At 62.6% G+C, this 18,871-nt stretch carries 12 protein-coding genes, 1 tRNA gene and 2 pseudogenes; 6 read left to right on the forward strand and 9 right to left on the reverse strand.

Annotation, left to right across the window (positions count from 1 at the left end; all coding sequences use genetic code 11):
- The 5 genes and pseudogenes from MUN73_RS06365 to MUN73_RS06385 form a co-directional block, all read left to right on the forward strand.
- Positions 1-119 (forward strand): annotated as a pseudogene (locus tag MUN73_RS06365) (integrase core domain-containing protein); the annotation flags it as partial.
- 8 nt (positions 120-127) lie between these two features.
- Positions 128-802: pseudogene (locus MUN73_RS06370) on the forward strand (PD-(D/E)XK nuclease family protein); the annotation flags it as partial.
- Positions 799-4,266, forward strand: coding sequence for an ATP-dependent helicase (locus MUN73_RS06375; RefSeq protein WP_250139625.1), 3,468 nt, complete (start codon positions 799-801; stop codon positions 4,264-4,266). The pseudogene MUN73_RS06370 and the gene MUN73_RS06375, both read left to right, overlap by 4 nt.
- Before the next feature lie 385 nt (positions 4,267-4,651).
- On the forward strand, positions 4,652-5,746 hold the full coding sequence (locus MUN73_RS06380; protein ID WP_250139626.1) for a site-specific integrase: 1,095 nt from the start codon (positions 4,652-4,654) through the stop codon (positions 5,744-5,746).
- A gap of 493 nt (positions 5,747-6,239) precedes the next feature.
- Positions 6,240-7,598 (forward strand): tyrosine-type recombinase/integrase, encoded by a 1,359-nt coding sequence (locus MUN73_RS06385; protein WP_250139627.1) that lies wholly within the window; start codon positions 6,240-6,242, stop codon positions 7,596-7,598.
- 75 nt (positions 7,599-7,673) lie between these two features.
- On the opposite strand, the gene MUN73_RS06390 is transcribed toward MUN73_RS06385, so the two are convergent.
- The 3 genes from MUN73_RS06390 to MUN73_RS06400 form a co-directional block, all read right to left on the reverse strand.
- Entirely contained in the window at positions 7,674-8,804 is a 1,131-nt protein-coding gene (locus tag MUN73_RS06390) for a tyrosine-type recombinase/integrase (protein ID WP_250139628.1), read from the reverse strand.
- Positions 8,805-9,024: 220 nt separating this feature from the next.
- A tRNA-Glu gene (locus MUN73_RS06395) sits at positions 9,025-9,099 on the reverse strand.
- Between the two features lie 102 nt (positions 9,100-9,201).
- Positions 9,202-10,464 (reverse strand): helix-turn-helix transcriptional regulator, encoded by a 1,263-nt coding sequence (locus MUN73_RS06400; protein WP_250139629.1) that lies wholly within the window; start codon positions 10,462-10,464, stop codon positions 9,202-9,204.
- Between the two features lie 197 nt (positions 10,465-10,661).
- Between MUN73_RS06400 and MUN73_RS06405 the strand changes: the two genes are divergently transcribed.
- Complete coding sequence (locus MUN73_RS06405) at positions 10,662-11,240, forward strand: MBL fold metallo-hydrolase (RefSeq protein ID WP_250139630.1); 579 nt, start codon at positions 10,662-10,664, stop codon at positions 11,238-11,240.
- Positions 11,241-11,265: 25 nt separating this feature from the next.
- On the opposite strand, the gene MUN73_RS06410 is transcribed toward MUN73_RS06405, so the two are convergent.
- The 6 genes from MUN73_RS06410 to MUN73_RS06435 form a co-directional block, all read right to left on the reverse strand.
- Positions 11,266-12,096, reverse strand: a complete 831-nt coding sequence (locus MUN73_RS06410; RefSeq protein ID WP_250139631.1) for an ATPase — start codon at positions 12,094-12,096, stop codon at positions 11,266-11,268.
- Entirely contained in the window at positions 12,093-12,359 is a 267-nt protein-coding gene (locus MUN73_RS06415; protein ID WP_250139632.1) for a DUF5827 family protein, read from the reverse strand. Before MUN73_RS06415 ends, MUN73_RS06410 begins: the two co-directional genes overlap by 4 nt.
- A gap of 31 nt (positions 12,360-12,390) precedes the next feature.
- Positions 12,391-15,501 carry an FAD-binding and (Fe-S)-binding domain-containing protein gene (locus tag MUN73_RS06420; protein ID WP_250139633.1) on the reverse strand — a complete coding sequence of 1,037 codons (3,111 nt, stop codon included), beginning with the start codon at positions 15,499-15,501 and terminating at the stop codon, positions 12,391-12,393.
- A gap of 172 nt (positions 15,502-15,673) precedes the next feature.
- Positions 15,674-16,276, reverse strand: a complete 603-nt coding sequence (sod, locus tag MUN73_RS06425) for a superoxide dismutase (RefSeq protein ID WP_250139634.1) — start codon at positions 16,274-16,276, stop codon at positions 15,674-15,676.
- A gap of 194 nt (positions 16,277-16,470) precedes the next feature.
- Positions 16,471-16,845: a DUF7344 domain-containing protein gene (locus MUN73_RS06430; protein ID WP_250139635.1), complete on the reverse strand. Its 375-nt coding sequence runs from the start codon at positions 16,843-16,845 to the stop codon at positions 16,471-16,473.
- A 161-nt stretch (positions 16,846-17,006) separates the two neighbouring features.
- Entirely contained in the window at positions 17,007-18,704 is a 1,698-nt protein-coding gene (locus tag MUN73_RS06435; RefSeq protein ID WP_250139636.1) for a sensor histidine kinase, read from the reverse strand.
- Between the last annotated feature and the right edge of the window lie 167 nt (positions 18,705-18,871).

An 18,871-nucleotide genomic window follows, 5' to 3' on the forward strand; every position in this document is an offset into this window, starting at 1 on the left:
GGCGGGGCAGTCCGGCCAGCGCAAAACGCTGGCTCAGACGCTTCAGACACCACTACAACTACGATCGACCGAATCAAGCACTCAATGGCCGAACGCCAGCCGAGGAGGTGCTGAACTAGACAGTGCCGACGCACACTTAGAGCCTGACGAGTACGAGTCACGCGCACACCAGGCGTATCAGCGATCGGAGAACCGCGCGGCCATCGACGCGTTCTTAGACCCCGACGACGGTGACGGCATTCGTCACGCGCGACAGTCGGTTGTGACCGAGAAGTGGCTCGAAAGCGCCCACGACGAGCTAGGGCTGCACGGCTACGCGGACAACGTTCTGCGAACTGAGGACGGGCTCCACGTGATCGATTACAAGCGGAACGTCCACGGCGTCCTCACGTCGTACACGGCGAAATACCTGGCTGACCATTTGAACGGTGAGGCACACGAACCAGGTCGAGTCAAGAACGCGTTCCAGACGGCGACGTATATCGAGGGCGTCAAACAATCGGATCTTTACGAGGACGGGATGGACGTTCGCTTCAGTTTCTACGGGCTGCTCCACAGTACGGACGTCGAGAGTACACCGGACGGGTACGAGGTCGTGGTGAGCGGTCGGTCGCGGGAAACGACCAGCGTGTACGACGAACACTACGAGACGATCTGGTCGCTCATCGAGACCGCACACGAAGGCATCACGAACGAAGCGTACTCTCCAGACCCGTTCGAACCGATCAACGAGGAGGCCTGTCCGGACTGTGACTACCAGGCGATGTGTCCGGAGTATCTCGCCGAGGAGGTGCACCGATGACTGCCGACGGTCCCGAGTGGCTCCCGACCGCCGAGGACGATGTCGAGCCGGAACCCCAGCAGGCAGCCATCATCGAATCGGATGCGTATCCGATGCGCGTCCTCGCCGGCGCCGGGACCGGGAAGACGTTCACGATGGTCCGGAAAATCGAGCACCTGATCGACGAGGACGGTGTATCACCGGATCGGATTCTCGCACTCACGTTCACGAACAATGCTGCCGGCTCCATGCGGGAGAAACTCAACGCAAAACTCGGCACCGCCGGGTACGACATCGACGCGTACACGTACCACTCGATCTGTAACGAGTTGCTGACCGACTACGCGTACGAGGCTGGGATCGATCCGGATTTCGACGTCGTCAGCGAGGTCGAGAAGTACGCGATCGTGCTGGACGTTCTCGACGACATCGAGTATCGGTGGGTGAAGCCCAACGTGTACGGCCCCGACTCGTATGGGAGCGGTGCAGCGTCCAAACTCCTCTCGTTCATCGGGACGATGAAACGCAGCGGTATCCAGCCCGCCGAAATCGATGAATTCCTCGGGCCTGCCGAGCGGCTGTACGATCTCGCCAATCTTCCGGAGCGGATCGAAGCGATCGCAAGCGAACATCTCGGCGGACGGTCAGTATCGACGGTTCTCGATGGACTGCCGGACGTTCGAGGTGAGCTCGTCGCTGAACGCGACGCACTCGGCGAGACGGATGTCGAAATAGCCGTCGCGGAGTTCCTCGATCGGTTGATCGCGCTGTGTAACGGGCTTATCGACACGTTCGAAGCCCACGAGGACGGCAACCGATCACTGCCCGACGCTGCACACAAACTCCCGAAGTACTTGTTGGGCGGGTACAGCAGCGGCGCACCGTCCGGGATTCCGGCGCTGGATCTGGAGTTACCCGACCACCTCGATGCGTTTCTCGATGATTGCCTGACGGCACGGGATCTCGTCGCGGGGTACGCAGCGTACGAACGGGAACTCGACGAGCGAAACCTCCTCGACTTCGACGGGCTCGTCGTCAACACTGTCGGGTTACTCAACAGCGATGCGGGGTACGAGATCGCAGACAAGTGGGAGTACGTATTCTGTGACGAGTTCCAGGATACGGATCGTCTCCAGTTCGAACTGGTCGACTCGCTCGTCTCGAACGGCCAGTTGTTCGTCGTCGGTGACGACGATCAGGCGATTTACGAGTGGCGCGGCGCTCGCGTGTCGAACATTACGACCGAACTGACCGACGAGTACGGCCCAACGCTCACCGATAAGCCGCTGGAAGAGAACTTCCGGTCGCGGCAACCGATTCTCGACCTTGCGAACGACCTGCTCACCCGGTTGGAAGGCCGCGGGAACGAGAAAACCCTGACGCGCGTTGACGAACCCGAGTATGACGGCGACACGGTCGCCGTCGTCGACGAAGCAGACGATGACGAGGCACGGGCCCAGCAACTGGTGACCGTCACGCAGAACCTGCTGAGCGGCGCGGGTGACGAACTCGATACCGCGTACGATCCCGGGGATATCGCGCTGCTCGTCAGGAAAACCGCTCACGCCGAACCCGTTCTGAACACGTTCGATCAGGCAGGCATTCCGTACCAGGTCGCTGGCGACCTCTCGACGGACTCGATCGGCGTCGAGACCGTCGTCGCCTACCTGAAAGCGCTCGCACGACCGAAAGAAGACGAAGTGAGTTGGAATCGCGTGCTGACGATGCGGTACCGGCTGACCGACGCGGATCTTCGTCGGCTCAACGAGTACGACGACGATGACGGGTGTTTGCTGGCGGAACTCCGCGACGCTCCGCTGTCGGAGTTCGATGAACCGGAGCGCGTCCGCGAAGCCCGCACTCACGTGACGGAGTTACTGGAACTACGGGACAGGTCGTCACTGTCACACCTGTACAGCGAACTCAAGGACATCACCAACATCGAGTGGTATCTGAGCGAGCAGGAACGACGTGACCTATCTCAACTCGACGAAGTCGTCAGTCAGTACGGACAGGACGCCGTGCAACCGCCGTTGACGACCGAGTTCATCGACTCGCTGCAACACTACGAGTCACTGTTCTCCGAGAGCGGTGCGTCACCGACCGATCAACCCGAATTGGCAGACGATGCGGTTAACGTCATGACGGTCCACAAGAGCAAGGGTCTGGACTTCCCGGTCGTCCTCATGCCGCGGTTGACGGCCGACGAGTGGGAACCGAGTTCCCGCACGTACGACGCCCTCGAAGCGGGCCTCACTAACGGCGCGACTGCCGTCTTCGATGACGACTTCGTCGCACGCGATGCCAGGGAAGCCCGCCGCCTGCTTCACGTCGGCATTACCCGTGCCGAGGACGTCCTCGTCCTGCAGGGCGGCCGCGACGATGACGACGCTGATCCGTCCGATCCCCATCCGATTACGGAATCGGTCGAGGCGATTCTTCCGGACCGCCTTCCCTGGCGACCGGAGCGCAGCCAGTTGCCTGTCTGGCGCGATATTCAGGCCTGCCTTCCGCCGGATGCAACCAACTGGACAGAAACATTAGCCAGCGATCTCATCGGTCAAATCGGTGGGACTGTGCAATATGAGGACGACGTCCTCTCGACAGAGACAGCTCGTGATCGCGTTCTCGATCTCGCTTCTGCGTCGCTCAACGGCAGCCTCGATCCAACGGGTGAACAGGTACGGATTCGGGTGGAAATGCTTACGGGGCCGAGGACGCCGGCTCCGTCCCTCTCGCATAGCTACACGTCGCTACAAACCTACGAAACCTGTCCGAGACAGCACTACCTCGACTACGTCGTTAACGCGTTCCCTGACTACAGTCCTGCCGAGAATCACGAGAGCGACGGCGTCTCACAACAAGAAATCGGGATCCTGTTCCACGATACAGCGGAACAAGCCGCCGAAAACGGCGTACAGGAACGAGCTGGCTGGTACGAGATCTGCGAGCGACTCGCCAGCCAACAACGAGCTGAAGACGCGCTTCCCCCGGCGAAACGATGTATCGACCGGTATTTCGACTTACCGTTAAGCGACTACGAGATCATCGACGCCGAACGCGAGTTCGAAATCGATATCGACGGGCACGAACTCGTCGGCTTCATCGATGCCGTGTATCGAACGCCGGACGACGAATTGCTCGTTATCGACTACAAGGCGACTGAGAGACACCGCGATCTCGACGACGACAAGCAACTCCCGATCTACCTGCTGGCATGTCGTGATCTGTACGACGAGCCAGTAACGCAAGCAGGGTACGCGTATGTCGGCGACATCGGACCAAAGGTCGAAACCCGCTCGTTCAACGAGTCGGAACTCGAAGCCGTCGAAGAGGATATCATGGCTGCGATGAACCGGATTGCCGAGTTCTCGTTTACTGAGTACTCTACCGGTGACCACTGCCAGTGGTGCCAGCATCACCATCTACCGTGTGCACCCGATTTGCTATCCGACATTTCAGAGACACAGATCACCAACAAATAGTACCTGGAAAGACGAAGTGATGGGCTGATCCAACGACGAGTTTCGCGGAAATCCGCGAGTTTTCTCAAGCAGGGGGAACCTGCTCACGTCACGGGATTACGAAAAGTTCGTTACAAGATCGGCGGAACAGCTGGCTGTCGCGCGCCAAGCCGACTATATTCCATCCATGAGAATCCAACAATAACTGGTTCGGAACTCTTCCAATGCCGAACGATAACGAACCCAGAAACGCCAAAACCGGCAGACGGAGACCGATTTCGTTACTCTTCTCTTCTCCGAAATCGGCTGGCAGAGAAGGAGGGTGACAACCCGAGGGTACCTATATAACCGGTGAATAGTCTGCCTTGTCGAACACGAGAGAAGAGACGACATGAGACTACGACCAATGGAAAAACGGGTCCGCGTGTATCTGGCCCCGCATGAATACGAGACCTATTTGGACCACTGTGAGCGTCGAACGAGACTCGGTTCACGGATCATCGGTGAGTCGTCACCCCGAATCGGGAAAACGGTAGAACTCAGACGGAACGATTTCTTCGTTCCGGACGATCCGAATGTGAACATCGCGTTCGTAAGGTTACGTGAAACGAAAGACACCACCGAAGGAGAAAATGCACTCGGTGGAAAGACACGGATCTCGTGGGTCCCCTGGGACTTATACGAAGAAGTACAGCAGTACTGTGAGGACAATGGCATCGGGGGCGACGATAAGATCTTCGACATAACCAGTAAACGGTTAGGAGACCTAATCAAAGAAGCAGCTGAGGCCACAGCAATCGCGACAGGTAACGAAGACTACAGGCACATCACGTCCCACGACTTCCGGGCGTTCTACGCGACGAACATGGTGCGACGACTCGGCGTTGATATCGAGACGGTGATGGAGATGGGAAGTTGGGGGAGCCGGAAAGCGATCGAACCGTACCTTGCGAGCCCCTTGCCTCGGGATCTGCAGAACGATCTGGCACGCGCGGGGGTGCTGGAGCGAGATGTGCCTGTCCCGCCACAACTAGACGAGTTTGGAGAGATCTTGGCCCGGCTCGAAAAGATCGAACGCGCCCTTGATCTCGATCGAGTAGTTGACGACGTGAGAGACTTGACTACAAGCGAGGTACGTGCGCTGAAACACCACGTTGAGGAAGCGGAGACTAAGTCCGACCAGCGGGAGTTCGAAGCGACCCGATCGCTGAACGAGTTCGTGAATTCGGTTACGCTGATCGGCGCAGCTACGGTCTGGAGTGGACTAGCTCTAGACCGAACGGTGACTCGAATCACACGGGAGTACAACGCGATGAATGCGACGACGGCAGCGTTGACACCAGTCGCCGGCTCCAGTGCCTACACGATTGGTTTGCTGGCAGTCATCCTTCCGCTAATGGTCATGTCGGGCACGATCATTTCGCTCGACGTAATTGCAGCGGCGACGGGAGGCGTGCTCGGATCGACCCAGTTCGAATTCCAGGGCTCGATCGAGAAGTAACGGTTCGAAACCAGAGTAGCCGATCAGCGAGCCTTAGGCAGCACCCCCACTTTGAGGTAAGTTCGAGATCAAGAGCAGTAGTCACCGATCAGAGGGATTTGTCGATCATGCGTTCAGCATCGACGACTGCGACCGGTCCGTAATTCGCGCAGACCAGGGTGGGCGTCACCTGAGTGAATCCAAGTTGCCTGGTGGGCAATCAACAGGTAGGTTTTATTAACCGTCAGCCCCAGTATCTACTCACACGGCCGAGAACCCGCGTTTCAAAGGATCGGGTTGCTCCGAAATTCGGTCTTTGCCTCCCAGGGGCGTATTGCCCTCTCGACGCTATAACCACGTTCGAGTGGTCAGTTCGTCGACGATCGCGACTCCGAGTCAGAGTTTCATCGCTTAACTCGATTCGGCGGCGGGCCCTGTCGTCGATATCTTCTATGCAGTGTGCTGAGGGCAAGTGCTTTTAAGTGAGGGCTGAATACGCCGTTTCACGAGACTCATGAGTTCAGAACGCTCACACGTAGAAATAACCGGGAAGATGCAGGAGGTAGCTGGAAAACAGGCTGCCCAAGTCCAAGCAGCGTACGATAAGTTCTACGACTGGATGCTTCGAGAAGGGAAGAAACCACGTGAAGGGACCCCGTTACAGGAATCCACGGCGAGAAATTACGTTCAACGACTCGACCAGGCACACCGGCACGTAATTCGCACGCTCAACCCCGAAGACAACGCGACGATTCGACCCGAACACGCCGACGCGTACCTCGAGCTGCTCAGAGACGACGAAATCAAGAAAGATGATGGGGATGAGTACGGGAACTCGGCCAAACGGAAATTCGAAGAGACGCTGCTGAAATACTTCCAGTGGCGATTCTACGACGGGTCACTGGCCGACGAGTGGGAGAAACCGATCAACTTCTCAGACGACACCGGAGAGGATGCGTACCGGTTCACCTACGCGGAACTCGGGAAGCTATTCGAGGTGACCACGTCCTACGGGGCGCTCCCATCGTACGGTGACGTCTCCGAAGCCGAACGCGACGAATACAACACGGTCATCGCGCAGCGTCTCAGTATCCCCAAAGATGAACTCACACAGGAAGACTGGCTGCGCGCGGATTACACCACGAAGAATCGCTCACTCGTCATGGTCGGGCACGACGCTGGACTGACACCGAAAGAAGTCGCAAATGCGGAACGAAGCTGGTACGATCCGAAGCGCAAAATCCTGAAAATCCCCACGGAAAAAGCGTGCAAACAACGCAAGAAAGAAGAAGCCGCGCTCAGCGACGAGGCTGCTGACGCACTCGAGCGGTGGTTCGAACTCCGTCAACGCCTCTCAGTGTATGACGGCACGGAGAAACTCTGGCTGAACCTGAACGGGACCCCGTACACGTCGGGGAGTCTGTGTCGCCTGCTGAGAACGCTCTGCGAAGAGGCAGGCATCGAGACCGAGGGGAAACCGATCAAGTGGTACAGTTTACGCTACACGATGGGGAGGAACGTAACCGAGGAAGGCGAGCTGTCGGAGGCGAACGATCAACTGCGACACTCCACCACCAAGGCGACCAAAGGATACGACAAAACACCGGTGGAAAAACTCCAGAAGCGAGTCACCGCAACGCACGAGAAGGCAGCCGCTGCAGCCGCCGATCCCGACTACGACCCGTTCGATGAATCGATCGATCACAGCCAAACTGCGACGCAGCGAGAATCCGTCGATATAACCGCGACGGTCGCTGCCGATCCGATCACGAAAACGCGCGGTGGGAACATCCACGCCGACGTCGTGATCCCGGACACGACCGAAGCCCGCGCGAAACTCGCTCGGATGCTCCTCTCTGAAGAGACGGAGTAACCGAGACGGCGCCGGAATTGAAGCAGGGCCTGACGGATCGACGGTTCGCGCGGCGAAAAAGACGGAGGCGCTTCGCTACCCTATTCGCTCGAGCGCGTCTTTCCGGTCTTCGACCGGGACCTGATCGTATCGCATCGTGGATTTCGGGTCACGGTGGCGGAGTTGCGTCTGTGCAGCGGCTAGATCCTCTTCCCGAACCATGTACGTCCCCGTCGAGTGCCGGATCGTATACCAGCTCATTTGTCGATCTTCGATGTCGATATCGGCGAGCTCGCAGAGCCGGTGCAGCACCGACCGGAGCGACGCTGACTGGTACGGGTTCGACTCACGCGTCAACCACAGCGCGTCCGTCCCGTCGTACTTCGCTATCGACCGGCGCTGATCGAGCCACCGGTCCAACATCTCGACGGTCTGGTCTTTGAGCCCGACGACCCAGTTCTCACTGTTCTTGGCGGCGTCTTCGCGTGGAATCCTGAGCACGCCGTTCTCGATGTCGACCCACGACGTGCGCGCTCGCTCGACCTCGATCGGGCGGAGCGCAGCGTCGAGACTCGTCCACGTGAGCGTCGGGATCTTCCAGGAGTTCGCGCGCTCCCAGTCGTCCCGCGTGAGCTCCGATTTCGGCTTCTCGAAGCGCTGTGCGAGGTACGTCTTCCATCGCTCGCGTTTCTCACCGGAGACGCTGTCGACGTTCGGGACGCTCCCGTACTCGAGTGCTGCCTCGCGGATCTTCGATCGTTCTTCCCGCGTCAGGTAGTCGCGTGGCGTGGTCGTCTGATTCGACCTGGAGAACGTGATCGTCGGTTCCCACTGCTCGGCACCGCGCTTGTGGTGGCGCCACTTGTACAGCATCATCAGCGCTTTTCGGCACGCCGATTTGTGCGAGTTCGACGTCTCCTGCCGTGCGAGGTACTCGAGGTACGCGTCGGCGTGTTCGTGCGTGAGGTCCGTCGTGTACCTGCTTTCTTCCCGCCAGACCCAGCGGTAGTACTGGTCCATGCGGCTCGCTCGGTTCTTCACGGTCGAGTGTGCGTACCCATCGGCGCGTTTCGGGTTCTTGCCGAACGCCAGCAGCCACTCGAGACAGTGTTCGCGCTCGGTCCGGTAATCGATCACCTGTCGCTCGTTCAGCTGTTCAGCGGAGGGTTCTGGGACGACCGAGATCTCCGCTAACGGACCGGGAGCGGCGTCGCTATCGTCGGTCATTGCCCCACCTCCGAACAGGGGCCCGTTGATTGCCCACGAATTTTCGCCGATCGCCGGACGGCGCCGAAAATTTCCCGTCGAGTTTCATTGCCCTTAATTTCAGGCGAATCGCAAGAGGGAGACGGGTTCGGTACTCCACTTGAATCGAATTGCCCAACATCATGGTCGTGTAGCGTACTCGTTCACGACCGAAAACCGCAGGAAGGAATCGGGGTAGGAGTGCTCCGACGGGGATTCGAACCCCGGTCATTGCCTCGAGAGGGCAATATGATTGGCCGGACTACACTATCGGAGCGGCCTGCGTCTGCATTTCTTCGTAGCGCGGACCGATGTTTAAGCATTCCGTTTCATTTCGAGAGTGTCGGACGATGACACGCACTACAATCGGCCGATCGGCTCACTCCTCGAACGGTGACTTCGTCGCCTCGGGTTCGAATCCCTGGAGACTGATGATGTTCTCGCGGCCAACGCGGAGTTTACTGATGGTTCCCTCCTCTTCCATGTCCGACAGAAGCATACTGACCTTGGACTTCGACCAGCCGGTCTCCTCGACGATGTTGACCTGTTTCATCCGGCCGCCGTTCTCGCGGATGAGTGTGACGACGCGATCCTCGTCGGTGAGCAGTTCCTCCTCGGGAAGTCCACCGTCGTCCGCGTCGTCGAGGTCTCCGGCCTCCGCCGTCGATCGATCCCCGGCGGCGTCCGGCGGTGGGGCCGATTCGAGCGACTCGGTGGTTGCCGCGGTCGCCTCGTCGTCGGACCGATCGGATCGGCGATACCAGACGACGGCACCGCCGATCCCCGCCAGGATCGCGAGAACGACCAGTGGCCACAGGAGGTCACTGGCCGCGCCCGTCACCGTCGAGACGGGGTCGTCCGAATCGGGACCGGTGATGTCGGGATCGTCGTAGACGACGCGGGGATGGCCGGCGAGGAACTCGCGGTCGCCGTTCCAGACCACCTCGTCGGCATCCGCCAGTTCGGGGGAGGTATACTGCGCGTCGTCCGGCGCGACGGACTCGAAGACGAGGTCGCCGCCCGGCCGGAACACGATCGACTGATCGGAGTCGATGATGAGCCCATCGAAGACGTCACCGGCAGTCACCGACCCGCCGTCGACGTCCGCGAAGCCCTCCCAGGTGAACGACTGTTCGACGACGCCGATCTCCGGCTCTCTACTCGGGTCCAGATTCGTTTCCTGGTCGATGTACGCGGTCGCCGTAAAATCGCGGGCCGCCATCTCCCGCCCCGTGGTATTGGAACCTTTCGCCGCCAGTGCGCGTGCCTGGCTCTCGAAGAGATCGGTCACACCGGAGTCGTTCGATTCGAAATCCTCGATGATCGCCTCGAACGCCTCCCGGTCGTCGCTGGATTCGTTGAGATCCATCTCGTGGCGGTGGGTCCACGTCGCGGAACCGTTCTCGTAGACGGTGACGACGAACGTGGTCCTGTCGAAGGTGGCACTGTTGATACCGTCTGACTGGAGCGCGGCCGGAGCAACGCCGGTCGACGACGAGGCGCCGCTGGAGAGCGATGCGGTTGCGCTCGTCGGTTCCTGGACCGACGCCGTTACCCCGACCACCGCGAGCGGTCCACCGATGCCGGCGACAGCGACGACCACAGCGAGGACGACGAGTCCCACGGAGCCCGGCCGGTTCATTCGTCTACCACTACGTGCCGAAGCTAAAAATCCTTGTGAATAGGGAGTTCGAACCGCAATCCGGCGCGTAACGGCTCTCGTCCCGCTAGAAGCAGAGGTTTGCAGACGACACCGGTCGTTCTATCAGCGTCGGATACTGTTCGTCAGCCCCGAATCGTGTCGATACGCACAAACGGGTCGACACCCTACCGGCGGCCATGATCGCCAATCTCGCACAGGGAGTGCAGGCCTTCACGAGTAACGTCTTTCTCGTCCCCGGCGACCGAACCGTCCTCGTCGATCCGGGCGCGAACTTCGACGTCGTCCCGGCGATCCGATCGCGCGTCGACGACCTCAACGCGGTCGTGCTCACGCACACCCACCCGGATCACGTCGGGAATCTCGGGGACGTGAAGGCGGCGTTCGACGTCGACGCGTGGGGGTGCGATCCGTCGATCGACGGCGTCGACCACGCCATCGCGGACGAGGAGCGGGTCCAGCTGGGCGATCACGAGTACGTCGCGTTGCACACGCCCGGCCACAAGGACGATCATCTCTGTTTCTACGCGGCCGACCCCGGCGTGCTCTTCGCCGGCGATCTGGTCTTCCAGAACGGGAGCTTCGGCCGGACGGATCTCGAGGAGGGCGATCGCGGGACGCTGATCGAGAGCATCGATCGGGTCCTCGAGTGGATCGACGAGGACCTCGCGGAGATGCACACCGGTCACGGGCCGAGCGTGACCAACCGGCCGTACGACCACGTCGAACTGTCGGCCCGGATGGCGCGCCAGGCGTAGGTTCTGGAGTCCAACGCCGACCGCGCTAGACCCGCTTCGCGGCGTCCAGCAACGCGTCGTAGGCGGGCGCGTAGGCGTCCGCGATCCGCGCGGGATCCGATCTGGCGTCGCCGGGAAGGGGCGGTAACGGGACGCGATCGACGGGGTCCAGGTAGTCGAGCACGGCCGGGACGCGCTTCTCGAGCGTCCCGTCTTTCGGACTCGAACTGGTGATCTCGCAGGCGCGACAGTAGCGATCGCCGGGGTAGATTCGCGCGCGACCGGGTTCGACGGCCGCGACGGCGGCGATCGACGCGGGATCGACCGACGAGAGCGGCTGGGCGATGTCGCTGTAGGACTCGACGACCGCGACGTTCGCCCCCTCGACGTCGGCGGCGAGGGTCTCGAACGCCGGCACGTACTCCCGTTCGACGATCGCGTTGAGTTCGTCGACCGTCTCGACGGGGATCGCGTCCGCGACCGGAAGTGCGTCGCCGACCGCGTCCGGCAGGTCGACGGTGGCGTTACGGACGAACGTCGGGTCGTCGGCTGCGCGACCGATCCGATCGACGAGGAACTCGCGGTCCGAGCGGCCGAGCAGACCGCTGCCGCCGTTCGGCGAGGGTCGCCACAGCCGGTGGACCGGGTTGAGGCGTTCGGGGTCTCGATCGCGCCCTTCCGCGCTCGCGAGACGGGCCGCGTCCTTGCCGTAGAGGCGGCCGTCCGCGATCGCTGACCGGCAGTCGTCGTGGTCGAACCAGTAGTCGTTGCCGGCGCGGGGTTTGTAGCCGACCGCTCCGGTTCGTTCGAGCAGGCCGACCGAGAACGTCGTCTTGCCGGCGTCGACGCGATCGGCACCGACGACGAGGAGGATCATTCTTTCAGGCCGTAGTAGCCGGGTTCGTCGTCGGATCGCGGCTCGGCGACCACGAGGTCGTCGGCGTTGGTCATGATCCAGGGGATCGCCCAGTCGAGCAGGATGTCCTCGGTCCCTTCGTCGATCTCCGCGTCGGGATCGAGCCCCTGCAGGAGGCGGGCGATCTCGTAGACCGTGTACATCTGGTCGGACTCGAGCAACTCCGCGGGCGTGTAGAAGTCACACGGCGGCAACTGGTCGAACTCGGATTTCGGAACCGGCATGGGCGGTATTACTAGCGCCTGACTCAAGACCTCACCGATCCAGATCCCTCGCGAGGACCTCGATCGGGTGGGGCGGCCGCTCGTACTCCTCGAAGTCGCCGATCTGGGTCCGACAGGAGGTACCGGGTGCGACGACGGTCTCGCCGTCGCTGTCCGAAAGCTGGTCGACGAGCAGGGAGCCGATCGCCCGCGAGAGGTCGTAGTGATCCGCCTCGTAGCCGAAACTGCCGGCCATCCCGCAACAGCCCGAGTCGACCGGATCGACCGCGTAGCCGGCGCGCCGGAGCACGCCGACCGCGTGGTGGTCGGTCCGGCGGGCCTTCTGGTGGCAGTGCCCGTGATAGGTGAGTCGATCGGTCCGCGCGTCTACCGGGAGGTCCTCCTCGGCCCGATTCAGGTCGAGGTACTCGAAGACGTCGTAGGCGTTCGCCGCGAGCGCCTCGACCCGATCGTCCCCGAGCAACGAGCGGTACTCGTCGACGACCATCGAGGCGTCGGAGGGTTCGACGAAACAGACCGACCAGCCGTCTTCCAGGTAGGGGGAGAGGTCGTCGAGCAACTCGCGGGCGTCCGCCGCCGCCCGATCGAGCAAGCCCTGGGAGTAGGCGGCCCGGCCGGTCGGGCCGAGGTCGGGAACCACGACGCGAACGTTCGCGGCCTCGAGGACCCTGACGGCCGCTTTCCCCACCTCCGGATGGGAGTAGTTCGTGTCCGTATCTGGAAAGAGCACGACCCGATCGGTCGCGTCGGCGGCACGCACCTGCGGCCCCCGGTCCCTGAACCACTCCACCAGCGACTCCCGCCGGAAGGTCGGGAGCGATCGATCGGGAGCGATCCCCGCCGTGCGCTCGAGGATCGTCCGCGCGCCCGGCAGGTCGGGCAGTCGGTTCGCGACCGGGGCCAGCACGCTCCCTGCAGCGGCGAGGCGATCGATGTTCGCGAACAGCCGTTCCCGCGCGCTGACGCCCTCGCGATCGTGGTACTGGTGTTTCACCTCGACTTTGAGTTTCGCGAGGTCGACCCCCGTCGGGCAGTCGCTCTGACAGCCCTTGCAGCCGATACAGAGGTCGAGCACCTCGGACTGGAACCGCTCGCTGTAGAGTTCGTCGGGATCGATTTCGCCGCTGATCGCCGCCCGGAGGAGGTTCGCCCGCCCGCGGGTCGTCGCGATCTCCTCCTCGGTAGCCCGGTAGGTCGGACACATCACGTCGCTTCCGGTCTGGCGACAGGTCCCACAGCCGTTACAGAGTTCCACGAGGTGGGAGAAGCCGCCGTCGTCATCGAAGTCGAGCGTCGTCCGCGGCTCGAGCGACGCGTAGTCGGGGCCGTACCGCAGGTGCTCGCGGATGTCGGTGGGATCCTCCTCGCGGTAGACGACCTTGCCGGGGTTCATCCGCCAGTCCGGGTCGAACGCCGACTTGAGTTCCTTGAACGCCGCCCAGAGGTCGGGGCCGTACAGCTTCGGATTGAACTCTGTCCGCGCCAGCCCGTCCCCGTGTTCGCCGGAGAACGCGCCGTTGTGTTCTACGACGAGGTCCGTGACGTCGTCGGCGATCGATCGCATCGTCTCGACGTCCGCGTCGGTCTTCAGGTTCAGGATGGGCCGGATGTGGAGCGTCCCGACCCCGGCGTGGGCGAAGTACGCGGCCGTCGTGTCGTGATCCTCGAGTATCTCCTGGAAGCCCGCGACGTACTCGGCCAGTTCCGCGGGCGGGACCGAGGCGTCCTCGACGAAGGGGTACGGTTTCGGATCGCCCTCCATGCTCATCAGCAGGGGGATGGCGGCCTTCCGGAGCTTCCAGAGTCGATCCTGTTTCTCGGGACTGAACGCCTCGATCGACTCGAACGCCGTCCCCGCGTCGACGAGTTCGTCCGTCGCCAGATCGATCGCGTCGGGGAGGTCGTCGACGACTTCGTCGTCGAACTCGAGCATCAGCGCCGCGGCGGTGCCGTCGGGGATCGGCTCCGCGTACTCGGCGTACTCCTGCGAGTCGGCCGCGAGACGGAACACCTCGCTGTCCATGAGTTCGACCGCGCTGGCGTCGAGCGCGAGCGCCCCGGGGACCGCCGCGAGGGCCTCGAGCAGGTCGTCGTAACAGCAGACGACCAGCGCGGTCTCCTCGGGCCGAGTCACGAGCGACAGCGTCGCTTCGACGACGACGCCGAGGGTGCCCTCGGCCCCGACGAGGAGTTTCGAGAGGTTGATGATCCGATTCCCCTCCTCGCGGGCTTCGCCCGCTCGGTCTTCCGAGGCGGCGCCAGCCGCCTCGCTCTCCCCGTCCTCTCGAATTACCTTCTGCAAGTTGTAACCGCTCACGCACCGCTTGAGATCCGGATACCGCTCCTCGATCTCGTCGGCGTTGTCCTCGACGATCGCCCGGACCGTTCGGTAGATCGCCGCCTCGCGATCGTCCTTCGAGACGATCCGGTCCCACTCCGGGCTGTCGAGAACGACGTCGCGGGTCCGGATCAGCGAGCCGTCCGCGAGGACGACCTCGCACTCCTCGACGTAGGCGTCGGTGATCCCGTAGCGGACCGAGTGGGCACCCGTCGAGTTGTTCCCGATGCCGCCGCCGATCGTTGCCCGGTTCGAGGAGGCTGGGTCGGGGGCGAATCGAAGGCCGTACGGTTCGAGCGCGTCGTCGAGGTCGTCCTGCACGACGCCCGGCTGGACGATCGCTCGCCGCCCGTCGGGGTCGATCTGGCGGATCTCGTCCATGTGTCGCGAGCAGTCGAGGACGACGCAGCCGGGTCCGACGGCCTGACCGGCCAGCGAGGAACCCGCCCCGCGGGGCAACACCGGGACGCCGTGGTCGGCCGCGACCCGGACCGCGGCTCGCACGTCGTCCGTATCCCGCGGAAAGACGACGCCGGCAGGCTGTGCCCCGTAGATGCTTCCGTCGGTCGCGTAGAGGACCCGCGTGTACTCGTCGAACCGGACGTCGCCGCGACAGGCGTCGTCCAGCGCACGCGCCAGCGAGGCCGCCGCTTCGGGTCCCTCCCGATCGGCCGCTTCGCTCCGTGACCTGCCCGGTTCGACCGTCACGTCGGGGTGTCCGATCTCACTGCCTCCGACGCCCCGGGAGTCGACGCCCCGGGAGTCGACGCCACTGTCGTCGCTGTCGCTATCCTCGACCGCCATACACGGCCCCAATCGTCCCGTGTGTAGTTAAACTATGGTACCGGTTCACAGTGGCCGAACGGGGATTGCGGCTCCGCCGCGAAACTGAGCTACCCATCCGGGACGGCCCACTCGCTACTCGGCGATCGGTTTCAAAAAAGTCGGGATCGACTGGCTCGGCGCGTAGCGCAACTTACTCGAAGTGGTCGAGGCACTTCTGGTACTCTTCTTCGGCCTTCTCCCAGTTGACGACGTCGAAGAAGGCGTCGATGAAGCTCCCGCGGTCCGGACCGTAGTCGTAGTAGTAGGAGTGCTCCCAGACGTCCAGCGCGAGCACCGGGTGCGAGCCCCAGAGCGCGCCCTGGTCGTGCTTGTCGACCGCGATATTGCGCAGCTGCTTTGCGACCGGGTCGTATACCAGCAGCGCCCAGCCACCGGCGGCACCGGCAGCGGCCTCGAACTCGCCCTTCCAGCCCTCGTAGGAGCCGAAGTCCTCCTCGATGCGGTCGGCGAGGTCGCCCTCGGGTTCGCCGCCGCCGTCGGGAGACATGTTCTCCCAGAACAGCGTGTGGAGATAGTGGCCACAGCCGTTGTGGGTGACGTTCGAGAGCGCGCCGGGCGTCGAGCCGAAGTCGCCCGATTCGCGGTTCTCGGCGAGGGTCTCCTCGGCCGAATTGAGGCCGTTGACGTACCCCTGGTGGTGCGTGTCGTGGTGCCAGGTCAGCACCTGCTCGGAAAGCGCCGGTTCCAGTGCGTCGTAATCGTACGGTAGTGGTGGAAGTTCGTGATCAGTCATGGATCTCACCTGTGAATCTGTATCGGTAGCTCCCCTGTTAAGTTTTGAGGAGTGAAACGATATCACACCTCACAAACCGTCGGCTACCGTGGTTTTCGTCGTACCCCTCCAGTGGTATCACCACGGACCACGTGTTAAACCTTTCAGCGACGGCGACCCCGCGCGCCTCTCGGTCCCGTCGACGGTAGGTGAGTCTAGGACCGTTCTTTGTGCTGTGCGTGCTCGAGCCACTCCTCGAGCGACGGCTGGGTCCAGTACCGAACCGTCTCGCTGCGGCGATCGTGTTCGACGATCCCCGCGTCTTCCAGTTTCGGTAGGTGAACGTGCTGAAGTTCCGTCCGGATCAGGTTGCGCTCCTCGTCCGCGTCGCGGTCCGCCCTCCCGGACTCGTGCTCGCGTGCGGCGACCGTGTCCGTCAGTTCGTCGACCGTGGCGACGCCGTCCGGCCGATCGTTGAGATGGTACAGCACTTCCCGCCGATGCCGGTTCGAGAGTATATCGAAGATCAGATCTAGCGACGGCGTCGCCTCGACCGCGAGTGACGTCGGCTCGCCCTCCGTTTCACGCATCCACGAACCACCTACCGTAAGTTACCATTCGAAACCACCAGCGGACCCTACTGCAGCCGACACATTAGATGTTACGTCTCTCTAGAACTAAACGTATATTATTTATTATATCTATAAAATAGTAAAAAACTCCCTCAGTAGCTATCGTGCTGGTTCGGTGGTCACTCGATCGACTCGGTCGTTGCCGCGTGGAGTGCGATTTCGACGATCGTCCCCCGCGGAGATCGGTCGGCGATGTCGAGCGTTCCGCCCGACACCCGGACGAGCCACGTGACCAGCCACAGTCCGAGCCCACTGGTGTGTTCGAGCGCGGTCTCCTGACCCGTCTCGAGGACCTCCCGCTCGTGGTCCGGGATCCCCGGACCGTCGTCACTCACGCGAAGAATCGTCTCCGCCTGGCCGCGCTCGACGGTCACGGTGACGTCGGGTGCGGGCCGATCGGCGTGCTCGAACGCGTTGCTGAGCAGTTCCTCGAGGGCGAGTTCGAACGACTCGTGGGCGACGACCGGGGCCCGATCGGGGAGCGTCGTCGAGATCGGATCGCCGTCACGGCTCGCACGAACGTCCACGACCGTTTGCTCGACCACCGACACGAGGTCGATCGTCTGCCGATTCGCGCTCGCCTCGCCCATCGTTCGTTCGGCGAGTCGCGATCGTTCGCTCAGGGTCGCGAGGTTCTCGGCGGCGGCCTCGATCTGCTCGACGTGCTCGTGCTGGTCCGACGGAAGGGTCTCGCGCAGGATCGAACTGTGGCCGAGCATGAGGTTCGTATCGTGACGGACGTTGTGTCGCAACACGCGATTGAGGACGTCGAGTTGCTGTTCCCGGAGTGCCTGTTCGGTGACGTCGTGCAACAGCAGGAGTCGACCGACGATGTGGGCCCCTCGTTCGATATCGCTGACCTCGACGTCGTAGTGGCGGGTTCCCGACGCCGTCCCCATCACGACCGATCGATCGACGTCGTCGTCGGAATCCAGTATCGCCGCGAGCGGTTCGGCGACCTCCTCGAGACGGGTCCCCCGGGAGAGTTCGCGATCGGTACACTCGGTCGCTCGTGCGTTGTACTCGACGATCCGCCGGCGCGTGTCGACGACGATCACGCCGCTTTCCATCTCCGCGAGGACGGTCCGACTGGCGACGAGCGGCGACACCGGAACGACCTCGAAGAGGTCCCGTTCGAACAGCGCCCAGCCGAAACAGACCATCGAGACGGAAAACGCGACCGGCGTTGGATCGACGCCCGGAATCGGGCCGTCGTAGAGCAGTTGCCAGCCTCCGGCGAGAGAGGGGGCGAACACGCCCAGCAACAGCGCCGTCGTGCGACCGCGATAGAGCCCCTGGGAGGTGCCGAGCAACGCGAGCAAGACCGCCGCACCGGCGAGCACGAGGAGAAAACTGTAGCCGATCGCGAGGTAGTAGGGAAGTTCGAACGCGACCCCCCACGTCGGATAGCCGGTGCCGATCGCGAACGCCGACGGATCGCCGTCCCGAACGAGTCCGTGGAACGGGTTCGTCCAGACCAGGACCTGCACGACCAGGGGGACGACACACAGCGCGGCGATCGATCGGCGCGTGACGTACTGGTGCTGACCGGCGTACCTGAGTGCGAACACGAGCCACGCGACCGGGGCGAACATGATCCCGATCCACTCCACGTTGACCCAGATCCAGAAGCCCTCGAACGTCGCACTCGCGAGCCGAAACGCGTGCGCCGCCGTCCAGACGCCCATCAGACCGGCGAGGGCGGCGAACGCACCGGCACCGGGCAGTTCCTGTCGCCGGTAGCCGTACCAGGCGATCGCCGTCGCACCGCCCGACAGCGCGACGAGCGCCAGCGGCAGGAACCGTATCTCGGTCATCGTTCGCCCCCCATCCGGTCGGGATAGACAGGCATCCCACTTGAACTACTGGTTTGTTCGACAACCAGTTCCCACGACGGCAGGAACGGCCACGGGCGGCGCGGTGAGACGGTACGCGATCGGCTACGCCGGTGGTGAAACTGCAAAACAGACGCGACGGTCGACGT

It is taken from the genome of Halosolutus amylolyticus, from assembly GCF_023566055.1.
Classification (GTDB): domain Archaea; phylum Halobacteriota; class Halobacteria; order Halobacteriales; family Natrialbaceae; genus Halosolutus; species Halosolutus amylolyticus.